General features: G+C 42.6%; 17 protein-coding genes. 8 read left to right on the top strand and 9 right to left on the bottom strand.

Features of this window, described 5'->3' with window-relative positions:
* Positions 1-119 precede the first annotated feature (119 nt).
* The 6 genes from pulA to SSIN_RS08270 form a co-directional block, all read right to left on the bottom strand.
* Positions 120-2195, bottom strand: coding sequence for a type I pullulanase (gene pulA, locus SSIN_RS08295; protein ID WP_037617836.1), 2076 nt, complete (start codon positions 2193-2195; stop codon positions 120-122).
* Positions 2196-2204: 9 nt separating this feature from the next.
* On the bottom strand, positions 2205-3188 hold the full coding sequence (locus SSIN_RS08290; RefSeq protein WP_037617833.1) for a LacI family DNA-binding transcriptional regulator: 984 nt from the start codon (positions 3186-3188) through the stop codon (positions 2205-2207).
* 9 nt (positions 3189-3197) lie between these two features.
* A complete protein-coding gene (locus tag SSIN_RS08285) occupies positions 3198-4010 on the bottom strand; it encodes a DUF1189 family protein (RefSeq protein ID WP_037617831.1) in 813 nt (270 codons plus the stop codon).
* A gap of 104 nt (positions 4011-4114) precedes the next feature.
* A complete protein-coding gene (locus SSIN_RS08280; RefSeq protein ID WP_037617829.1) occupies positions 4115-4957 on the bottom strand; it encodes a sugar ABC transporter permease in 843 nt (280 codons plus the stop codon).
* Position 4958: 1 nt separating this feature from the next.
* A complete protein-coding gene (locus tag SSIN_RS08275) occupies positions 4959-6248 on the bottom strand; it encodes a carbohydrate ABC transporter permease (RefSeq protein WP_037617827.1) in 1290 nt (429 codons plus the stop codon).
* Positions 6249-6407: 159 nt separating this feature from the next.
* On the bottom strand, positions 6408-7664 hold the full coding sequence (locus SSIN_RS08270) for an extracellular solute-binding protein (RefSeq protein WP_037617824.1): 1257 nt from the start codon (positions 7662-7664) through the stop codon (positions 6408-6410).
* Between the two features lie 319 nt (positions 7665-7983).
* Between SSIN_RS08270 and malQ the strand changes: the two genes are divergently transcribed.
* From malQ to nrdI, 4 genes are all read left to right on the top strand, one after another.
* Complete coding sequence (malQ, locus tag SSIN_RS08265) at positions 7984-9495, top strand: 4-alpha-glucanotransferase (protein WP_037617823.1); 1512 nt, start codon at positions 7984-7986, stop codon at positions 9493-9495.
* Between the two features lie 32 nt (positions 9496-9527).
* The gene (gene glgP, locus SSIN_RS08260; protein ID WP_037617821.1) at positions 9528-11789 is read left to right on the top strand and encodes a glycogen/starch/alpha-glucan family phosphorylase; all 2262 of its coding nucleotides are present in this window, start codon (positions 9528-9530) and stop codon (positions 11787-11789) included.
* A 151-nt stretch (positions 11790-11940) separates the two neighbouring features.
* The gene (locus tag SSIN_RS08255) at positions 11941-12447 is read left to right on the top strand and encodes an ABC transporter permease (RefSeq protein WP_037617819.1); all 507 of its coding nucleotides are present in this window, start codon (positions 11941-11943) and stop codon (positions 12445-12447) included.
* Positions 12448-12545: 98 nt separating this feature from the next.
* On the top strand, positions 12546-13007 hold the full coding sequence (gene nrdI, locus SSIN_RS08250; protein ID WP_037617817.1) for a class Ib ribonucleoside-diphosphate reductase assembly flavoprotein NrdI: 462 nt from the start codon (positions 12546-12548) through the stop codon (positions 13005-13007).
* Between the two features lie 106 nt (positions 13008-13113).
* Here the strand turns inward: nrdI and argS are convergent, their stop codons facing one another.
* Entirely contained in the window at positions 13114-14802 is a 1689-nt protein-coding gene (gene argS / locus SSIN_RS08245) for an arginine--tRNA ligase (RefSeq protein WP_037617815.1), read from the bottom strand.
* A 125-nt stretch (positions 14803-14927) separates the two neighbouring features.
* Between argS and argR the strand changes: the two genes are divergently transcribed.
* From argR to SSIN_RS08230, 3 genes are all read left to right on the top strand, one after another.
* Positions 14928-15368 carry an arginine repressor gene (argR, locus tag SSIN_RS08240; RefSeq protein WP_037617813.1) on the top strand — a complete coding sequence of 147 codons (441 nt, stop codon included), beginning with the start codon at positions 14928-14930 and terminating at the stop codon, positions 15366-15368.
* Positions 15369-15484: 116 nt separating this feature from the next.
* The gene (gene mutS / locus SSIN_RS08235; RefSeq protein ID WP_037617811.1) at positions 15485-18028 is read left to right on the top strand and encodes a DNA mismatch repair protein MutS; all 2544 of its coding nucleotides are present in this window, start codon (positions 15485-15487) and stop codon (positions 18026-18028) included.
* 377 nt (positions 18029-18405) lie between these two features.
* The gene (locus SSIN_RS08230) at positions 18406-19557 is read left to right on the top strand and encodes an iron-containing alcohol dehydrogenase (RefSeq protein ID WP_037617809.1); all 1152 of its coding nucleotides are present in this window, start codon (positions 18406-18408) and stop codon (positions 19555-19557) included.
* Between the two features lie 74 nt (positions 19558-19631).
* On the opposite strand, the gene SSIN_RS08225 is transcribed toward SSIN_RS08230, so the two are convergent.
* Together SSIN_RS08225 and SSIN_RS08220 are read right to left on the bottom strand one after the other, a co-directional pair.
* Positions 19632-20102, bottom strand: a complete 471-nt coding sequence (locus SSIN_RS08225) for a DUF3021 domain-containing protein (RefSeq protein WP_037617807.1) — start codon at positions 20100-20102, stop codon at positions 19632-19634.
* Positions 20099-20539, bottom strand: a complete 441-nt coding sequence (locus SSIN_RS08220; protein ID WP_037617805.1) for a LytTR family DNA-binding domain-containing protein — start codon at positions 20537-20539, stop codon at positions 20099-20101. Before SSIN_RS08220 ends, SSIN_RS08225 begins: the two co-directional genes overlap by 4 nt.
* 184 nt (positions 20540-20723) lie before the next feature.
* Between SSIN_RS08220 and mutL the strand changes: the two genes are divergently transcribed.
* A complete protein-coding gene (gene mutL / locus SSIN_RS08215) occupies positions 20724-22667 on the top strand; it encodes a DNA mismatch repair endonuclease MutL (RefSeq protein WP_037617803.1) in 1944 nt (647 codons plus the stop codon).
* Positions 22668-22748 lie beyond the last annotated feature (81 nt).

The raw sequence follows: 22748 nt of genomic DNA, 5'->3' as shown, positions 1-22748 counted from the left end.
ACATTTAATCATTTCTATCTTGATTAAAATAATGACCGCGCTTTTTTCCAATATAAAAGACGTTTTCTTTCTCATCCGGATAACTCGGAATGGAAAGAGAACGTCTTTTTGTATTTTCATTATTTCAACACGATGACTTGTTTGGCAGCAAGAGTGTAGGACTTAGCCGATGGAAGAATGGATTTTTTCAACCCAATCTGCGGATACTGAACAAATAATTCTTGCTTGTATTGGTTATCATATACGACTTCTTCATTTGAGAAGTTTATGACAATCGTCATTTGTTGTTTACCTTGCTGAATACGATATTCGACAAGAGTAGGGCTGAGCCATTCTACTTTACAGGCTTTCCTGATAGCCTTACTTGTAGCAAGGTGAAGTAGGGGATTGGTTTTGCGGAATTCAATCAACCTTTGTAAAAACTCAATATCTTCCTGATAATGCAGGGAGCGAATCCAGTCTAGTTTGTTGATTTCATCAGGTTGATCATAGCTGTTGTCAATCAAATTTTTGGTGCGGAAGAATTCTTGACCGCTATGGATAAAGGGAACTCCCTGAGCAAGCAGAACAAGGTGCAGAGCTAAACGAGAATTGGCCAATCGGTTTCTGAGAGTGATTTCTGGATTCAGCAGATCGAAATAGTCAAAGACAGTTGCGTTGTCATGGCACTCTACGTAGTTAATAGCCTGAGAAGGACTGATAAAGTGAGGTGTACCGCTCAAGCCGATATTCGCTGTTAGGATATTTTCCATTTGATTGGCTGATTGTTCATCCTCTGTCCTCTGTCCCTGAGCAATGGTTTGTTTTATAGTATTGCGGAAGTTATCGCTAAAGAAACCATAGTCGGGCAGTTGTTCAGCATTGAACTGATGGGCTAGTAATTCGGTGTCATAGCCAGTGTCCATTTGCCAGCCTTCACCGTACAGATGGATATTTGGATAAAGCGCTTTGAGTTCCTGAGCAATTTCTTGCATGGTTTGAATATCAAGGATTCCCATGAGGTCAAAGCGGAAGCCATCAAAGCCATAGAGACTGACCCACTGCTTAACGGATTGCTTAATGTAACGTCTGACAATAGCTTTTTCGCTGGCCACATCATTGCCGCAGAAAGTTCCATTTGTACGAAAACCAATAGCATCTAAGCGATAGAAATATCCGGGAACAATTTTTTCAAAAGCATAGCTGTCGGCATCATAAACGTGATTGTAAACCACATCCATAATAACGCTGATATCTGCTCGATGATAGGTCTCAATGGCCTGTTGCAATTCAAAAATTCGATTATAGGGATCGTGTGGATTGGTGGCAAAGCTCCCATCAGGAACATTGTACTGTACAGGGTCATATCCCCAGTTGTAGACTAATTCAGGATGTTTCTCATCTACACTGCCAAAATCATACAAAGGCATCAACTGGACGTGAGTAATTCCTAGATCTTGGAGGTATTGCAGACCGAAATAATGACCATCTATTTCAGGGGATTCAGTCAGGGAATTGAACTTACCTGGTTGGGAAAAACCGGCTTCCTTTTGCATAGAAAAATCCCGAACACTCATTTCATAGATGATGGCATCAGTTGGTTTCACCTGTGTTTTAGCACGATGGATTGGTTTTTTTATTTTATTCTGGTCAATAACAAAACTATTGCCGGAATTGGCATCGGATGATAGGGCGTAAGGATCGTGAACTTCTACCCACTTTCCATTTATTTTATGGAGATAGAAGTAAGCTTGGCCTTCCAGATCTCCTGCTACCTGAGTGTACCATGTCCCTCTTTTCTGACGTTCCAAGGGATAAACTCTGGATTTGATATGGAGATGAACTTTTTCAGAAATTGGAGCCCAAAGTTTAAATTCAGTAGCATCCTTGCTATAATGTGCTCCTAAATCTTCACCAGCATAATCAAATAATTCATCAAAGATTGGTTTTTGGACAATGTGTCGATACTGGAGAATCGTATGATTCCGGTCCTGATCGTATATGGTATAAATTTTTGTCAGGTCAATTGGCTCATTGGCTGAGACAGTGTAGATAATCCGCTGTTCCTGATTGTTGATACTTTTAATCGTTAATGGGCTCGACCCATGATGATCTTCAAGAGTGAAATGGATAGAATAGGCGTCGAAGGTCTTGGCCAATTCAATAGTGATGATATTCTCGTCATCTAAATAGGCTTGAAAGGTGCGAAATGCCATAATTTCTCCTTAACGGGTGATGATAGTATGTTGGATAAGTTGACGGTAACAAATGTGCTTATTTTCTTTACTGTCTTTGATAATTTGAAAAAGGGTACGGAACGATTCCTTACCGAGTTCGATAGCGTTTATATCTATGTACGCCTCTACATCAATACGCGGTTTGATAGAGTCAAAGGTGATAATCGGTAATTGCTGGTCTTTATCTTTGAGATACTGGAGGGCTCCTTCTGCAGCCATACTGTCGGATGTTACAAATGCTTCAATCTCGTTGATTGGAATTTTTTCCATACTTTTATAGATACTATCCTCCAACAAAAAACCAAAAGAAAACTTCACTAGACTTTCATTCAGAGGAATAGCTGCTTCCTTAAGAGCCTGTTTGTAGCCTGCAAAACGGTCTTGAGAGACGACCAGCTCTTTATTCCCAGCTAGAAATGCAATTTTCCGGTAACCTTGATCAATAAAATATTTAGTCGCATCGTAGCCAGCCTTGATGTTGTCATTATCTACTAGAGAGATAAATGGCAACACGGCTTTCCCTAAGATAAGGAAGGGGAATTGATTGCTTGCTGCAAACTCAACCAGCGGGTCGTTGGGCTTAGAATAAAGGAAGATCAAACCGTCTACGCGTTTTCCAAAGATCATTTGTTTGATATTTTCTAAGCGATGTTTTTCGTCCTGCCCAGTGCTAAGCTGAATGGCATAGTCGTAGTCCGAAGCGACTTGTGAAATGCCTCGTAGGACAGTTGGAAAGAATGGGTTTTGGTAAAAACCATCCGAATCATCTGGCAGGACCAGACCGATGACCTGGGTTGACTGACTGACCAGACTTCTGGCGTTGAGATTTGGATGATAGTCTAGCTCTTTCATAGCAGCGCGGACGCGCTTTTTAGTCTCCTCACTGATGGTTGATTTGTTTTGTACGACGCGTGTCACTGTTGAGGGAGACACACCTGCTAATTTCGCTACTTCTTTGATAGTAACGCGCATAATAACCTCCTAATTTCTGAAATTCTCATCGCGGAAATGTGTTTTGTAAAAAATAATCACTAAATAAAGAACAAACAAGATATTTTGGACGGTGATAATCGTAGGCAGGCTTTGTCCAAATAAGCCGCAGATAAGGCCGATAATCGTTGGTAATCCTAAGCAGTTGAGGATAAAGTGATAGCATTCTTTAAAGGTTTTAAAAGAAAATAGCCGTGATTTCTTGGTCAGATAGAGCAGGAAGGAAGCACCGAGTGCCAGAAAGGCAAAGTTGATGCTAAAGAGGAAACCTGCAGAGAGGACTAGAAAGAGGCTGATCACCAAGCGGTTTTGTTGGAACCAATCTTCTGAAATCGCTTTGGTCAGGGCTTCTTTACTTTTCAGAGCCTTCTGGTCAATGGCTTGGTAGCGGATATTGGCCAGTTCTTTTCCTTCTTTAGTAATTTTGAGATTTTCTTTGTCGAAGTAAAGCGTCAGTTCCTTGCCTAATTTTAGCTCCTCGTGATGGCCGATAATGACGGTCCCAGCGGCATTGCGATGAATGCCTTCAGGATTTTCAGTGGTCAGTATGTGGTCTTTCATCTGAGCGTGATGGTCAAAGTCAATCATCACGTCTTCATCCAAAGTGTCAAAAGCCTTGTCAACAAAGGTATCCAGAGCATAGCTCGTCAAAGACGCTGTCTGAATCGCCACAGGAATCAAAGATAGAGAAATCAAAAAGACACTGGTAAAGATGAGCTGGAACCAGCTGAGCATGCGACGATTGGCGAAGGTTTTTCTAAAACCAATCAAGCTCGAAAAATAATTAAAAGGATAAGGTAACATAGCTGTCTCTTTCTAAAATTATAATCAGGTGGTGGCCAATAAGTAAATTATTGGCTGCCATATAACTATAATCGCGTTTTAATCAAAAATAGGGTGGGACAAGATTATCCCTTGTCTCCACCACTTGTTAAACCAGATACAAAATTCTTTTGCAGGAAGAAGAAGAGAATACAGATTGGAAGGGCAGTGAGAATCGCACCGGCAGCAAAGAAGGCAATTTTTTGATTCTTGACATCGCTGACGAAGGTACGAAGACCAACTGCAACCGTATAAAATTCTTTTTCACGAAGAAGGAAGCTGGAGAGGATGTAGTCTCCGAAAGGTCCCATGAAGGCCCAGAGAGCTTGCACAGCAATCATTGGACGAACGAGAGGCAGGACAATCTGCCAGAAGCGTCTGAAATGACCAGCGCCGTCTAATTTAGCTGACTCGTCTAGAGACATAGGAACGGTATCGAAGTATCCTTTCATCAACCAAGCATTCATTGGGATACCACCACCTACATAAAGGAAGATGAGGAACCAGCTTTGGTTGAGGGCGTTGAGCATCAGCGCCATAACGAAGAAGGCGGTCAGAGCTGCAATCGTTGGCACCATTTGGATGATCAAGAAGAAGACCAAACTTTGCTTTCTTGCGATGAAATTATAACGGCTGTAAGCATAACCTGCAAGTACCACTATACTGGTTTGGACAATCATTGTCAAGACGGCAATGATAATAGTATTAAAGTACCAAGTACCATATAGAGTCTCTGAGAAGAGACGAGAGAAGTTGTCCAGACTGAAGTTGATGTCTGTGTCTAGCTTGAAGGCTACGACATTCCCCGTCTTGAAAGCAGACATGATCGTAATCAAGAGCGGGTAGAGAATGATAATGGAAAGCACTACAAGGTAGAGATAGGTCAAACTATGGTTGATAAAACGTTTAAATTTAACAGAACTATTCATCTTATACATCCTCCATATCAAATGCGTGTAGTTTCTTGAAGGCAATCATAGAGATAGAGATGACGATGATGGAGATGATGAGGGTAACGGCCGCCGCCATTGAATACTGCGGTGCTGTACCTGTAGTCAAACGATAAATCCAAGAGATAAGGATATCGGTTGAGCCAGCTCCTCCACCGACACTACCAGGCCCACCTGCATTGAAGAGGTAGATGATTGAGAAGTTATTAAAGTTAAAGGTGTATTGACTGATCAAAGTTGGTGCCGCAACCGCCAAGATCATCGGGAAAGTGATGCTACGGAATTTCTGCCAAGCATTGGCTCCGTCGATGTAGGCTGCTTCGTAAAGGTCATTTGGAATGGACTGCAAAATACCTAAGGTCAAAACATAGATATAAGGGAATCCAAGCCAACCTTGCATCATGATAAGGGCAATCTTAGTCCAAGTCGGATCAGTCTTCCACGGAATCAGATGTCCATCCAAGAAAGGAAGAACTTTGCTGAGAAGCGGGATGACCTGAGTATTGATGGCCCCGATACTATCGTTGAACATATTTGAGAAGGTCAAGATAGTGATAAAGGCTGGAACAGCCCAAGGAAGCAAGAAGATAACACCGAAAATCCGTTTTCCTTTGATGAATGGCTGGTTAGCAATAATAGCAGTAAAAATACCGACTACGATTTGTAGAGTAGAGGCTGCCAACGCCCAGATGATGGTCCAAGTCAAGACAGAACCAAAGGCAGCACGGAAGGTGCTCAGTTGCCAAATGTTAGCAAAGTTGGTAAAGCCAACCCAATCCAAGAGTTTATTTGGTGGCAGGTGTTTGAAATCATAGTTTGTAAAGGCGATCAAGAGTGTCACCAAGACAGGGAAAATGATTGCAAAGGTCATCGCAAGGTAGGAAGGAATGATGAGCAAGTAAGGGAAGCCATTTTCGTAGATTCCGTTAGTCATTTCCTTTAAGGTAGTGTGAACAGGGTAGTCATTATTCCACTGCCTAGCAACCGTACGGGCATCTTTCAAATTGAAGCCATAGAAAATCAGGAAAAATATCACGAGGATGAGATGGAAGGCACCACGAATCAGCATGAAGAGTGAATTGTCACCGCGTACTTCCCCAAGAGTGATGAGATTTTCAATTTCTGGCAGGGCAATAGCTACAAAATAAGCTAAGAATGCGATAGTAACCCCAAGAAAGATGTATCCTTTGGCTTTTTGATCATTATAGATTTGCCCCAACCCTGGAATGAGGGAGCGCAACATGGCTTGTTTGGGATCTTTTTTTGTCATTGTAGTCTCCTTAAGATACGAGAAAGATTGAGGAATTGCACAAATACAATCCCTAATCCGAGTTTTGCTTATTAGAATATGAGAACAATCAGAGTAGAAGCCCTATTCTATCAAACAAGGGGTAGGGAAAATTCCCACCCCTCTATTTAAGCTTGTTTATTAGTTACCAAATTTTTGATCGATTGTTTCCTTGATCAATTTAACAGCATCTTCAGCTGCAGTTTTAGCATCTTTCTTGCCGCTTACAGCATCGAAGAGCATGTTCTTAGCTGGATCCCAAACAGTACTCATTTCAGAGATGTTTGGCATTGGTTCTGCAGATTTGAACTGTTTAACAACTGCGTCCGTCAATTCATCTTTCTTGCTTACAGCGTATTCACGTGCTTCTGTGTTCGCAGGAACTTCGTTTGTTGCATCGTAAAGAGCTTTTTGTTGTGCAGTTGATGCAAGGAAGTTAACGAATTTTTGTGCGCCGTCAACGTTCTTAGAACCAGCAGGGATGACCCAAGCTTTACCACCACCAAAGGCTTTGTATTCTTTTCCGTTTGGAAGTGTTGGGATAGTTGCTACGCCGTAGTTTACTTTAGCTTCTTTAAGAGCTGCAGCTTTCCAAGGTCCGTCGATGATTGCAGCAGTTTTTCCACCTTGGAATTGAGTTTGGATCAAGTTAGAAGCGCCTTCTGTATCTTGCATACCTTTAGGCCATTTTTCATACCAAGTTTTAGCGTATTCAATTCCTTTGATAGAACCTTCGTTAGCCAAACCGATATCTTTAGGATCTGTACCGTCTTTACCAAAGACATAAGCGCCATTTCCTGAAAGGAGACCATAAGCATAGTAGAAGTTTGTCCAGTCAGCAAGGAAAGCAGATGTTTTACCTTCTTCGCCTTCAAAAGCGTACTTGCTGTCTTTTGCCAATTCTTCAACTTCAGCAAAAGTTGTTGGAGCTTTTTGGATCAAGTCTTTGTTGTAGTACATTACCAAAGTTTCGATAACCGCAGGAGCACCATAAGTAGTTCCATCAATTGTTACAAGAGATTTAGTAGTGTTATCAGTCTTAGCTTCCTTCTCTAGCTCAACTTCTGAAAGTTGTCCATCTGCACCAAGGCTTCCTACGCGGTCGTACGGAGCCATCATAACATCTGGGGATTTGCCAGATTGGTTGTCGAGTGAAAGGTTGTCAAGACCTGTAAGGGCGTCACCTGTTTTGATTGTAACTTTAGTGCCAGTTTCTTTTTCATAAGCTTTGGCAACTTCTTCCATGTAGCTCTTGTAGCCTTCATCTACATAAGCTGTAATTTCGTTGCTTGCAGCAGCATCTTTATTAGAAGACTTGCTTCCGCAGGCCGCCAAAAGTAAACCAGCTAAAGTAACGGTTCCTAACACAGCCACGCTCTTTAACACTCTATTTTTCATGATTATTCCTCCTAAAGAATAAAAAAATGTAATGATTTCTAAGAAAGCGGTTACTCAGCGCAAACGTTTTCTTGACTAAAAATAATTTTAACACAAAAAGTAAACGTTTGCAATAGCTTTTTGAAAAAAATTAAAGAATTTTTAAAAAGGTCTGTGATCACCCTATTTATAATAGAATAGATACAGTTTTTTAGTGTGAAAAACAAAAAAATATCAAAAAAGCTTGCGCTTTAAAAAAAATAAGTTATAATCTAATCGACGCAAACGTTTTCACTGAATAAAGTAGGGAACGACAGGAAAATTTTTTTGAGGTGACAACATGAAAGCAAGACAAAGTGGTGTATTGATGCACATTTCCTCTTTGCCAGGTAAATACGGGATTGGCTCTTTTGGTCAGTCTGCTTATGATTTTGTGGATTTCTTAGTTAGAACTAAGCAACGCTATTGGCAAATTTTGCCTTTGGGAACCACCAGTTATGGAGATTCTCCTTATCAGTCGTTCTCAGCGTTTGCTGGAAATACACATTTCATTGACTTGGACTTTTTAGTTAATGAAGGTTTACTGAGCGAAGAAGATCTGCACGGTATTAATTTTGGCGATAATCCTCGAGAAGTGGATTATGCAAAAATTTTTGAGGCTCGTCGTCCGCTTTTGGAAAAAGCGGTTGCTCGCTTCCTTGAAACTGGAGATGTTGACAGTTTTTATCGCTTTGCTGAAGAAAATGCAGCTTGGCTGGAAGTTTTTGCAGAATATATGGCTATCAAGGAACATTTTGATAACCTAGCTTGGACAGAGTGGCCAGATGAGGCTATCCGTCGTCGTGAAGTTGACCGTTTGGCTCATTACCGCAGCGAATTATCAGATAAATTGGTTTATCACCGTGTGACTCAGTATCTTTTCTTCAAGCAATGGCTACAACTCAAAGCCTATGCAAACAAGCATCATATTGAAATTGTTGGAGATATGCCGATTTATGTTGCGGCTGACAGCTGCGATGTTTGGTCTCAGCCTCATTTCTTCAAAACAGACGAAGTAGGCAAGCCAACCTGTGTTGCTGGATGTCCGCCAGATGAGTTTTCTGCGACTGGCCAACTTTGGGGCAACCCAATCTATGACTGGGAAGCAATGGATCGTGACGGCTATGTTTGGTGGATTGATCGTTTGCGCGAAAGTTTCAAGATTTACGATATTGTTCGAATTGACCACTTCCGTGGCTTTGAGTCTTACTGGGAAGTACCAGCTGATTCTGAAACATCTGCAACTGGTAAATGGGTGAAAGGTCCTGATTACAAACTTTTTGCAGCTGTTAAAGAAGCACTTGGTGAACTCAATATTATTGCAGAGGATCTTGGCTTCATGACCAATGAAGTAATTGAGCTGCGTGAACGCACTGGATTCCCAGGCATGAAGATTCTTCAATTTGCTTTCAATCCGAATGATGAAAGTATTGACAGCCCACATTTAGCGCCAAACAATTCCGTTATGTACACAGGAACTCATGATAATAACACGGTTCTTGGCTGGTATCGTGATGAAATTGATGATCCAACCCGCGAATACATGGCTCAGTACACTAATCGTAAAGAATACGAAACAGTTCCGCATGCTATGCTTCGCACTATCTTTGCTTCTGTCAGCTTTATGGCCATTGCTACTATGCAGGATCTGCTGGAATTGGACAGCTCAGCACGGATGAACTATCCATCTACTATTGGCGGTAACTGGGCATGGCGGATGACGGCTGAAGAGCTGAATCCAATCATCGAAGGTGAGCTTTACAGCTTGACCAAGACTTACCGTCGTATGAATACCGATTTAATTAACAAATAAAGGATAGCTAACTAGACTTGAAAGGAGTAATCATGTCAAACTTACAAACTTATATCAAAAATACTTATTCAAAAAATCTTGCTGATTGCAGCAACGAAGAACTCTATCTGGCTCTTTTGAACTACACTAAATTAGCCAGCGCTCAAAAACCAGTCAATACTGGTAAGAAAAAACTCTACTACATCTCAGCTGAATTCCTGATTGGTAAACTTTTGTCTAACAACTTGATCAACCTTGGACTTTATGACGATGTGAAGCAAGAACTGGCAGATGCTGGTAAGGACTTGATCGAAGTAGAAGAAGTTGAGTTGGAGCCGTCTCTGGGTAACGGAGGCTTGGGCCGTCTGGCTGCCTGCTTCTTGGATTCTATTGCAACACTTGGTCTCAATGGTGATGGTGTAGGACTGAACTACCACTTTGGTCTTTTCCAACAGGTTTTGAAAAACAACGAACAGACAACGATTCCTAACTTCTGGCTGACTGAGCAAAACTGGTTGGTTCGCTCTAGCCGCAGCTACCAAGTGCCATTTGCTCACTTCACTCTGACATCTACTCTTTATGATATTGATGTGCCTGGTTACAAGACAGAAACTAAGAACCGTCTTCGTCTCTTTGATTTGGACTCAGTGGATGCGGATATCATCACAGACGGTATTGACTTTGATAAGACAGATATCGCTCGCAACTTGACCCTCTTCCTCTATCCAGATGATAGTGACAAGCAAGGTGAGCTGCTCCGTATCTTCCAACAATACTTCATGGTTTCAAATGGTGCGCAATTGATCATCGACGAAGCGATCGAAAAAGGAAGCAACTTGCATGATCTTGCAGACTACGCAGTTGTACAAATCAATGACACTCACCCATCACTGGTTATTCCTGAGTTGATCCGTCTTTTGACTGCGCGTGGTATCGAGCTTGATGAAGCGATCTCAATCGTTCGTAACATGACTGCCTACACTAACCACACAATCCTTGCTGAAGCCCTTGAAAAATGGCCTCTTGAATTCTTGCAAGAAGTGGTTCCTCACTTGGTACCAATCATTGAAGAATTGGATCGTCGTGTCAAAGCAGAGTACAAAGATCCAGCTGTTCAAATCATTGACGAGAGCGACCGTGTACACATGGCCCACATGGATATCCACTATGGCTACAGTGTTAACGGGGTTGCAGCACTCCATACAGAAATCCTGAAAAATTCTGAGTTGAAGGCTTTCTACGATATTTATCCAGAAAAATTCAACAACAAGACAAACGGGATTACTTTCCGTCGCTGGCTCATGCACGCTAACCCACGTCTGTCTAGCTATTTGGATGAGCTTCTGGGACGTGACTGGCACCATGATGCTGCTAAATTGGAAGGCTTACTTGACTTTGCTGGTAAGCAAGAAGTGAAGGAAAAACTGGAAGACATCAAGTCTCACAACAAACGTAAATTGGCTCGTCACTTGAAGGAGGCTCAAGGTGTAGAAATCAATCCAGACTCTATCTTTGACATCCAAATCAAGCGTCTGCACGAGTACAAACGCCAACAGATGAATGCTTTGTATGTCATCCACAAATACTTGGATATCAAGGCTGGCAACATTCCTGCTCGTCCAATCACAGTCTTCTTTGGTGGTAAAGCAGCTCCTGCTTATACAATTGCTCAAGATATCATCCACCTCATTCTTTGCTTGTCAGAAGTGATTGCTAATGATCCTCAAGTTGCTCCACACCTGCAAGTAGTTATGGTTGAAAACTACAATGTTACAGCGTCTAGCTTCCTGATTGCAGCTGGTGATATTTCTGAGCAAATCTCACTTGCTTCTAAAGAAGCTTCAGGTACTGGTAACATGAAATTCATGCTTAACGGTGCTTTGACACTTGGTACCATGGACGGTGCCAATGTGGAAATTGCTGAATTGGTTGGCGAAGACAATATCTACATCTTTGGTGAAGATTCAGAAACTGTTATCGACCTTTATGCTAAGTCAGCTTACAAGCCTAGCGAATTCTATGCTCGTCAAGCAATCAAACCATTGGTGGACTTCATCGTAAGCGATGCTATTCTGGCCGTTGGTAAGAAAGAACGTTTGGAACGCCTTTACAATGAGTTAATGAACAAAGACTGGTTCATGACTCTACTTGACTTGGAAGACTATATCAAAGTCAAAGAGCAAATGCTTGCAGACTACGAAGACCGTGATGTTTGGATGGAAAAAGTCATTGTGAACATCGCAAAAGCTGGTTTCTTCTCAGCAGACCGTACAATCCAACAATACAATGACGAAGTATGGCATTTGGAGAACTAATTCCAATGACCATCAAAGCTCTCAAGAACATTTTCTTGAGAGTTTTTTGTTCCCCTTCTAAAAGAGTGGTTTCTAAGAATAGGAGGGACTCTTGCCTTTGGAGCTTTTTCGGTGTATAATAACATATAAGTTTTTGAAAAAGGAGAAAGTGATGAAAAAGCCAATTTATCTTTATATTTTAGTCGGTCTGTCTCTGCTCTTGTCTTTATTGGGAATATATGCTACGATGGTGCCTTCCACTCCTAAAAGTGCAGCGGCCTATGAAGGAGCAGGTATTCCTGAAGATGTTGTAAAACAGCTGGTAGATTACACTGCTAAAAATAGTGAATTTGTACAGAATCCACTAAACAAAATTTTGGCTATTCTCAGTCTGATTGTGATCATTGCGGCATTAGTCTTCTTGATTCGTAAGAATATTGTCTATGCAAATTTGACTTATCTTGCCTATCTTGTAATTAGCATCATTGGGATTGCCTATAGTTATATCGGTGCTTCTTCTTTGCTAAACGTTTTAGACGCGCAGTATCGTGAGCTTGTATCAGGTGGACTTTTAATTTCAACAGTTGTTATGTTGGTGATAAACCTTATCTTTTTAGGCTTGGTTCTTTATAAATTTATGAAGCAGCAAAAAGAATTGGAAAAGGATGAGTTGGGATAAGGGCTCTTCCCAATAGCAGATTAAGATTTGACAAAAAACATCCGAGAGCTTACAATTTAAGGAGTTCTCAGATGTTTTTTATTTAGAATGGAGAAAATATGAAAGTTTCCTTAGTTTATATCAGCCTGAGTGGCAATACAGAAAGCTTTGTCCGCCGTTTGACAGATTATTTGCTGGAACATCATCCAAGTTTAGAAGTGGAAAAAATTCATATCAAAGACTTGGTTAAAGAAGGCCAGCCTTTCTTTGAAATGCAAAACCAATTTATTACTTTTCTGCCGACTTATTTAGAAGGCGGAAATGGTGTTGATAATGGTGATGTCGAAATTTTAACGACAGATGTTGCAGATTTCATTGCTTACGGCAATAATGCCAGCAAGTGTTTTGGGGTTGTCGGCAGTGGCAATCGCAACTTTAACAATCAATATTGTCTGACTGCCAAGCAATATGCAAAACGCTTTGGCTTCTCCGTATTGGCTGATTTTGAAATGCGTGGAATGCTAGGAGATATCAAAAAAGTTGCTGGAATCATTGAGCACCTCTACCAAATCGAGGATTAAGACAAGAAAAACGCATGAAGTCACCGTTTTGTGGAACGAACTTCATGCGTTTTTGTCTTCTTTTAATGTTAGATGGAAGGAGCGGATTGCTTTCCGTCCTTATATATTACATTTTTTCAGGGGCATCGACACCAAGTAAGCGCAGGGCTTCTTTTAATACTAGAGCGGTTGAGTAGCTAAGCGCCAAGCGACTGTCGCGTTCAGGGCTATCGTCTAAGATGCGGGTATGAGCATAGTATTTGTTGAAAGCTTGAGCTAGACTGATGGCATACTTGGCAACTAGAGATGGCTCAAAGTTGTCAGCTGCACGTTTGACTACGCGAGCGAAGTCTTGGAGTAGTTTGATAATTTCCCAGCTTTCAGCATCGTTTAGACTGTAATTTGCCTCTGGATTTGGCTGGAAGTCAGCCTTGCGCAAAATAGACTGGATACGGGCATAAGCGTATTGGATATATGGACCAGTTTCTCCTTCAAAGGAAACCATAGCTTCCAAATCGAAATCGTAACCGTTGCGACGATCCGTCTTAAGATCGTAAAATTTAACGGCACCAACACCGACTGCGTGGGCAACAGCTTCTTTGTTTTCCAAATCTGGATTTTTCGCTTCAATCTGCGCCTTGGCACGGCTGATAGCTTCTTGAAGAGTAGGCTCTAGCAGAATGATATTGCCCTTACGTGTTGACAGTTTTTGGCGGTTCTTGGTGACCAGACCGAAGTCCACGTGGATCATATCGTCGCTCCAGTCAAAGCCCATCTTTTTCAGGACAGCCTTGAGCTGACGGAAGTGGTTGGATTGTTCCTGTCCTACTACATAGACATTTTTGACAAAGTTATACGTGCGGGCACGATACATTGCTGTCGCGATATCACGGGTGATATACAGAGTGGCACCGTCTGATTTTTTAATCATAGCTGGTGGAAGGTTGACATCATCCAAGTCCACAATGCTGGCACCCTTAGATTCTTTCAGTAGGCCCTTGTCTTCCAAGATTTGTACACCTTCGTCCATCTTGTCATTGTAAAAGGCTTCGCCGTTTAGGCTATCAAATTGGACGCCTAGCAAGTCATAGATACGGTTGAATTCGACCAGACTTTCATCGCGGAACCATTGCCAGAGTTCGGTTGCTTCTGGATCTCCATCTTCCAGCTTTTTGAACCAGAGACGTCCTTCGTCATCTAAGCTTGGATCATTTTCGATTTCAGCGTTGATGCGGACATAGAGTTCCAAGAGTTCATCAATTGGGTTGGCCTCGACAGCTGCCTTGTTACCCCATTTCTTATAGGCAACCATGAGGAGACCGAATTGTTTACCCCAATCACCCAAGTGATTGACCTTGATGGTATTGTAGCCTAGCTTGCGGAAGATATTAGACAAAGCATCTCCGATAACGGTCGAACGAAGGTGACCGACAGAGAAAGGTTTAGCAATGTTAGGGCTGGATAGGTCAATTGTGACATTTCCATTCTTGCCTTCATCTTGCTGGCCATAATCAGCGCCTTCTTTAATTACTTCTTTGATGACTTGGCTAGAGATTTCTGCCTTATTGAGGAAGAAGTTGACGTAAGGCCCAGTTGCAACAACTTTTTCAAAATAAGTGGTGTCAAGTTTTTCTACAATATCAGCAGCGATAGCTTGTGGAGCCTTGCGTTCTACCTTTGCAAGAGAGAAGGCAGGAAAGGCAATATCCCCAAGATCGGAACTTTTTGGTTGCTCTAATAAATTTAAAATAGCGTCTTGGTCAAGGCCGTTAATTACCTTAGCCAATTCGCTGGCTATTAATTGTTTATTATCCATATTTACTCCTTTGGGTCTTTTGTTACTATTCTATCACATTTTTAATGGAATCTTCAATTTTTTTGGGCCTAATCTGAATTTTTTGGTATAATTAAGGGATAAATATTCAAAAGAATGAGGTAAAAATGAAGAAAATCGATCGTCATCAGATAATCAAAATGATGATTAAGCAAGAAAAGCTAGGAACGCAGAAAGAGATTCAGGAACGATTAGAGAAACAGGGAATTTTTGTAACTCAAACGACTCTTTCGCGGGATCTGCGCGAGATTGGTTTAACAAAGCTTCGGAAAAACAATCAAATTTATTATATTGTAGCGCAGGAAACAGAGGAAATGAACTTGGTTGAATTCTTAGCTAAGCATATTCAAAGTGTTGCTAGGGCTGAATTTTCACTGGTTTTCAGAACTGGTTTGGGAGAAGCAACTGTGTTGGCTAATGTTGTTGATGGAGCCTTGGATGACCGGATTTTAGGAACTGTGGCTGGCGCCAATACTTTATTGGTTATTTGTCGAGATAGGGCGGCAGCTGAGGAAATAGAGGGGAATGTCAAGGAACGGATGGCATAGATAGCTATGTTGGAGAGGGCAAAGAGGTTGGAGACAGAGTCTTAGCCTCGTTTATTTTGCATGAGAAGACTTATTTTCAGGGAAAGTCTCTGGCTAGGTTTTTGGAAAGGATAAAAATGGCAGCAGAAAAATTATCACCCGGTATGCAGCAGTATGTGGATATCAAGAAGGACTATCCAGATGCCTTTCTGCTTTTTCGTATGGGCGATTTCTATGAGTTGTTTTATGATGATGCGGTCAATGCGGCTCAGATTTTAGAGATTTCTTTGACCAGCCGCAATAAAAATGCGGACAATCCCATTCCTATGGCAGGAGTGCCTTATCATTCAGCTCAACAGTACATTGATGTTTTAGTCGAATCAGGTTATAAGGTAGCGATTGCTGAGCAGATGGAGGACCCCAAACATGCAGTCGGTGTGGTTAAGAGGGAGGTGGTCCAAGTCATCACCCCAGGGACAGTTGTAGACTCTAGCAAACCTGATGCAGCAAATAATTTCTTGGTTGCTCTGGATTGGGCAGACGGAGTCTATGGTCTAGCCTACATGGATTTGGTGACAGGTGAGTTTCAGGTGACCAGTCTGAAGGACTTTTCTCTAGTTTGCGGAGAGATTCGCAATCTGCGGGCTCGAGAGGTAGTATTGGGTTATACCTTGTCTGAGGCGGAGGAGCAGGTCCTGGCAGGTCAGATGAATCTCCTTTTGTCTCCTGTCAAGGAGCCTTTGGATGATGTCCAGCTCTTAGGCAGTGATTTGTTGCCTATTGAGTACCAGACGGCGGGGAAACTATTGGCTTATGTTCGCCAGACCCAGATGCGGGAGCTCAGCCACCTTAAGAAAGCCCATCATTATCAAATTCAGGACTATTTGCAGATGGACTATGCCACCAAGGCTAGTTTAGACCTTACAGAGAATGCCCGAACTGGTAAGAAGCATGGTAGTCTTTACTGGCTGATGGATGAGACCAAAACAGCTATGGGAGGACGCTTATTGCGGACGTGGATTCAACAGCCCTTGATTGACCAGAAGCGGATTGTCCGCCGTCAGGATGTAGTCCGGATTTTTCTGGATCATTTCTTTGAGCGGAGTGATTTGACAGAAAGCCTTAAGGGAGTCTATGATATTGAACGGCTAGCCAGCCGAGTATCCTTTGGTAAGACCAATCCCAAGGATCTGCTGCAGCTGGCTTCAACCTTGAGCAATGTCCCTCAAATCAAAGCTATTTTGCAGGGCATTGGCAGTCCGGTGCTGGATGAGCTGATCGGTCGTTTGGATGAAATCCCAGAATTGGCTGCCTTGATTAGCTCTGCTATTTCTCCAGATGCCCCTCATATCATCACTGAGGGTAATATCATTCGGACCGGTTTTGATGAGACCTTGGACAAGTACCGGGTGGTCATGAGGGATGGGGCTGGTTGGATTGCTGCTATCGAGGCTAAGGAGCGGGAAGCCAGTGGAATCAATAATCTAAAAATTGATTACAATAAAAAAGATGGTTACTACTTCCATGTGACTAATTCCCAGCTAGCTCATGTACCTAGCCATTTCTTCCGCAAGGCGACGCTGAAAAATTCCGAGCGTTTTGGGACAGAGGAACTGGCGCGGATTGAGGGAGAGATGCTGGAGGCGCGTGACAAGTCCGCCAATCTGGAATATGAGATTTTCATGCGGATTCGGGAGGAAGTAGGTAAGTATATCCAACGCTTGCAGGAACTGGCCGTTGCCTTGGCCACGGTGGATGTTCTCCAGAGCTTTGCGGTTGTCGCTGAGACCCAGCATCTGGTTTGCCCGGTCTTTACCGAGGAGCGAGCTCTAACTGTCGAAAAGGGGCGGCATGCTGTGGTTGAGAAAGTTATGGGAGCCCAGAGCTATATTCCTAATAGTATCACCTTGGATCCAGTTACCAATATCCAGTTGATTACCGGCCCTAATATGAGTGGGAAATCAACTTATATGCGCCAGTTAGCCATCATCGTCATCATGGCACAGATGGGCTCCTATGTACCGGCGGAATCTGCTAGTCTCCCTATTTTTGATGCGATTTTCACTCGAATCGGGGCAGCGGATGATTTGGTGTCCGGCCAATCCACCTTTATGGTGGAGATGATGGAGGCCAACCGGGCCATTCGGCAGGCTAGCGATCGTTCGCTCATTCTCTTTGATGAGCTGGGGCGCGGGACGGCTACCTATGATGGAATGGCTCTGGCTCAGGCTATTATCGAGTACATTCATGACCGAACAGGGGCCAAGACTCTCTTTGCGACCCACTATCATGAGCTGACGGCTTTGGAGGATAGCCTAAAGCACTTGGAAAATGTCCATGTTGCTACCTTGGAACAGGATGGCCGAGTCACTTTCCTCCATAAGATTGAGCAAGGACCGGCTGATAAGTCCTATGGGATTCATGTGGCGAAAATTGCGGGTCTTCCGGATGACTTATTATACCGAGCTGACCATATCCTAAGTCAGCTAGAAAGTCAAGAAAGACAGACATTGGCAGCTTCTCCTAAGTCAGCAGGTAGTCAGCAAGTGGCTGAACAAATTTCTCTTTTCGCAGAAGGAGCGGAAAATCCAGTTCTGACTGAACTGAGAAATTTGAATATCTATAATATGACTCCGCTGGAGGCTATGACAGTCTTAGCAGAATTACAAAAGAAATTATAAACCAAAAACCTAGTGATGAAAATTTACTAGGTTTTTAAAAATTTTAAGATATTTTGTATAAGTATTTGAAATTTCTTCAAGACAGAGGTAAAATGATGTTAACATAACAATAGCAAAATGATAGAATCCTGATTGGATAGTTAGAGTCACCTAAATGGGCTCATTTTATATGAACCTGTTTATTTAAGTATCTTATGTCATTAAATTTGGACTAGAACTTGCAGAAAAACAGAAAATCATTGACTATTCTATGAGCTTAGCTTGTAAGGAGCAGAGATAGAATCGTTGCAACTCTGCTCGTTTCTGATAGTCGTCTTTTGAATATGTTTGCTGTAATCTTTAGTCCTTCTATTACTATTTCATAAAGAAGAATCCTTATGTCAGTATTTTATGTACCTTCTGCCAACCTTATTGGAGCCGGTGTTGTCAATGAAATTGGCTCTTACATCAAGGAGCTCGGCTACCGCAAAGCGTTGTTAGTAACGGATAGTTTTCTTGCTTCCGGCCCTTTGCTCGCCAAAGTGACCAAACCTCTTGATGATGCTGGTATTTCTTACGTCCTTTTTAAAGATGTAGAGCCAAATCCGACCTGTAAAAATGTCATGGACGGACTTGCTGTTCTCAAGGAAGATGCTTGTGATTTTATCATTTCCTTCGGTGGGGGATCCCCGCAAGATGCAGCAAGCTGTATTTCTGTAATTGCTACTAATGGTGGAAAACCTCAGGATTATGAGGGTCTTCATAAATCTAAAGAAAAAGGCTTGCCAGTCGTAGCCATTAATACGACTGCGGGAACTTCGGCTGAAATTACGATAAACTACGTTATCACAGATGAAGATCGTAAAGTAAAAATGGTAATGGTTGACAAGAATAGTTTGGCTGCTATTTCAGTCAATGATCCTGAATTAATGTATGACAAACCTAAAGCCTTGACTGCTGCAACGGGAATGGATGCCTTGACTCATGCGATTGAATCTCTTGTTACTCCAGGAGCCTATCCAATTACAGAGAAGCTTTCTATGGGAGCGATTGAATTGATTCGGGAAAACCTGCCAAAAGTTGTTGAAAACGGCCATGATGCTGAAAGTCGTGCCAATATGGTCAATGCAATTTTCCTTGGAGGAATGGCTTTTAACAATGCAGGTCTTGGCTATGTTCACTCGATGGCTCACCAGTTGGGAGCTGTTTACAATCTTCCTCACGGGGTTTGCTGTGCCATGTTGCTTCCAATTGTTGAACGAGAAAATGCTAAACGTGTTCCAGAAAAATTCCGTCTAGTGGCACGTGCTCTCGGATTTGATATTGCTGGCAAAACGGATGTCGAATGTGCAAAATATGCCATCGCTGAAATCGAACGTCTGTCTGAAGTGGTGGGGATTCCAAAGAGATTGACAGAATTAAATATCAAGGAAGAAGAATTCGACTTTGAATATCTTTCTAAAAATGCTTTGATTGATGCCTGCGCTCCAGGAAATCCATTTATGCCAACCTTAGAAGAAACCATTGCGATGTATAAAAAATTGTTTTAAAAAATAGAAAAAGGCTTAAAACGTTGGTTTTAAGCCTTTTATGATGGTTAAATTACCCTATTTGTAGATGATTTTTAAGTATTATTTTTGTCTTGCAATTGTCTGTTAATAGTTTCGATTTTTCTTTTGGTAGAAAGGTAAAGCAAGCCCCAGACAATGAAATAAACTAGACTGAATTCAACACCAATTGATAGGATAGTGCCTACCAAAGTGGCTGCGGGGAGCCAGCCAGCCAAGATGGAAACAGGAATCAGAGTTGTAATGGCGATTAGATAATGACTGAGACTAGACTTTAAAATGCTCCAATCTTTTTGGAAGATGACTTGGCTATATCCAAGCACAGCTCCGAAAATAAACCAGATGAACATACAGTACAGCATCATAATAGAAGGGTGGATATGGTGGTTCATGAAGAAGAGACCAACATGGGATTTTGGATCTAAAGGCAGATAATTTGGTATTTTCAAATAGGAAATAAGCATTGAAATACCTAAACCGATGAAAATACCGCCAAAACCGGATAAGATAATTTTTGTTGCTTTCATAATTCTAATTTCTCCTTTATAGCTTTTAAGTAACGTCGGGACGAGTAGGTCATATCGCCGTTTTTTAGGAAAATTTGTACCAGTCCATTCGGAGTTAATTTCAAATGGCTGATATAACTGATATTAATAATCTCCGACTGAGAAATCTGCAGGAAATAGTCCGGCAGGACCTGCAGCAATTGATAAAGAGCTTGTTGAGCTCGGTATCCGTCTTTTGCTGTTCGGATCTGAACCTGCCGATTTTCTGTATAGATTCGGTGGATTTCCTTAGTGTCCAGCAAATAGATTTCATCCTCTTTCTTGGCATGAATCTTGTCCTGTTTGCCTAGATTTTGAGCAAAGCGGACCAATTCCTGAATGCTTTCTGTCATGAGGCGAGCCTCAATGCTGACGGAGTCTTCGGTGACTTGAGAATCGATTCTTAGCTTAACTTTCATAACTTCCTCCTTTCACCCTTATTAAACCGCAACTTAGCAGCGAAAACAAGCCCTTTTGCCTATGTGGCAGCTATTTGTGTCTATCTGGTTTGGATTGTAAGCAGAATGGTCGAGACAAGGTTGACCTCTGATAGAAAGAGTCCAATGTGTTATAATAGATAGCAGAACAAATACGGAGAAAAAGATGTCAAAAATTATCGAACTTCCAGAAATTCTAGCCAATCAGATTGCGGCCGGTGAAGTCATTGAGCGGCCTAGCAGCGTGGTCAAGGAGCTAGTGGAAAATTCAATTGATGCGGGTGCAAGCCAGATTACCATCGAAATCGAGGAGGCCGGACTCAAGAGCATTCAGGTGACGGATAATGGTGAGGGCATAGACCACGAAGATGTTCCTCTGGCCCTTCGACGCCATGCTACCAGTAAAATCAAGAAACAGGCGGATCTCTTTCGGATTCGGACGCTGGGTTTTCGTGGCGAGGCCATTCCTTCCATTGCTTCTGTCTCACGTTTTACCATTGAGACTGCAACGGAAACTGGCCAGCACGGGACTCTACTAATTGCCCAAGGCGGTGAGATTGAAGCGCATGAGCCTGCTAGCAGTCCGGTAGGAACGAAAATCAAGATAGAAGATCTCTTCTTTAATACTCCAGCCCGGCTCAAGTATATGAAGAGCCAGCAGGCTGAGCTGTCCCATATCGTTGATGTGATTAATCGGCTTAGTCTGGCCCATCCAGAAGTGGCTTTCACCCTTATCAGTGACGGCCGCGAACTGACACGGACTGCCGGTAGTGGCAATCTGCGTCAGGCTATTGCAGGAATCTATGGTCTGGCAACAGCTAAGAAAATGGTGGAAATCTCTGCTTCGGATTTGGATTTTGAAGTGAGCGGCTATGTTAGTCTGCCTGAGCTGACTCGTGCGAATCGCAATTATATTACGATTCTTATCAACGGTCGCTACATTAAGAATTTCCTGCTCAATCGTGCTATTTTGGACGGCTACGGCAGCAAGCTGATGGTAGGCCGCTTTCCGCTAGCGGTCATCAATATTCAGATTGATCCCTATCTAGCTGATGTCAATGTCCATCCGACCAAGCAAGAGGTGCGGATTTCTAAAGAACGCGAACTCATGGCCTTGATTTCGCAAGCCGTTGCGACCAGTCTCAAGGAGCAAGACCTTATCCCGGATGCTTTGGAAAATCTCGCCAAATCAACTGTTAAGCGTGCGACTAAACCTGAACAGACCAGCCTCCCGCTGAAGGAAAATCGCCTCTACTACGATAAGGAGCAGAATGATTTCTTCCTCAAGCCACAGGTGGCCGAGCAGCAGCTATCCTTTGAAGAATCAGCGGAGCCTGTTCATGAAGCGACAGATGAAAAAGCAGAACCGCAATCAACTTCGGTCAAATTCGCAGAGAGAAAGCCTGCCAGCTATGACCAACTAGACCATCCAGAGCTAGATCAGGCTAGTCTGGAGCGGGCTGTGGATAAGTTGGAACAGGAAGAGAAGTCAATCTTCCCAGAGTTAGAATATTTCGGCCAGATGCATGGTACCTATCTCTTTGCTCAGGGCAAGGGCGGTCTTTACATTATTGACCAGCATGCTGCTCAAGAGCGAGTCAAGTATGAGTATTATCGGGAGAAGATTGGGGATGTGGACAATAGCCAGCAGCAGCTCTTAGTGCCCTATATCTTTGAATTTCCAGCGGACGATATGTTGCGAATCAAGCAGCGGATGGAGCTGTTAGAAGATGCTGGCATCTTTTTAGAAGAGTATGGAGCCAACCAGTTTATCCTCCGCGAGCATCCCATTTGGTTCAAGGAAGAGGAGATTGAAGCTGGCATCTACGAGATGTGTGATATGCTTCTCCTGACTAAGGAAGTTTCCATCAAGAAATATCGAGCAGAGCTAGCCATTATGATGAGCTGCAAACGCTCTATCAAGGCCAATCACAGTCTGGATGACTACTCTGCGCGTGACTTGCTCTTTCAGCTGTCCCAGTGTGACAATCCTTACAACTGCCCACACGGCCGGCCGGTCTTGGTCAACTTTACCAAGTCGGATATGGAAAAAATGTTCCGCCGCATTCAGGAAAATCATACTAGCATGCGGGAGTTAGGGAAATACTAAACTTTATAGAAGGTCAAACAGAGTCTGGGACAGACAGCCATGACGACATAGCCGTCACCCACAGAAACACGAAAATAAAGA

It is taken from the genome of Streptococcus sinensis, from assembly GCF_000767835.1.
Lineage (GTDB): Bacteria > Bacillota > Bacilli > Lactobacillales > Streptococcaceae > Streptococcus > Streptococcus sinensis.
Note: the sequence above shows the minus strand (reverse complement) of the source record. Positions and strands in the feature narration are given on the sequence as shown.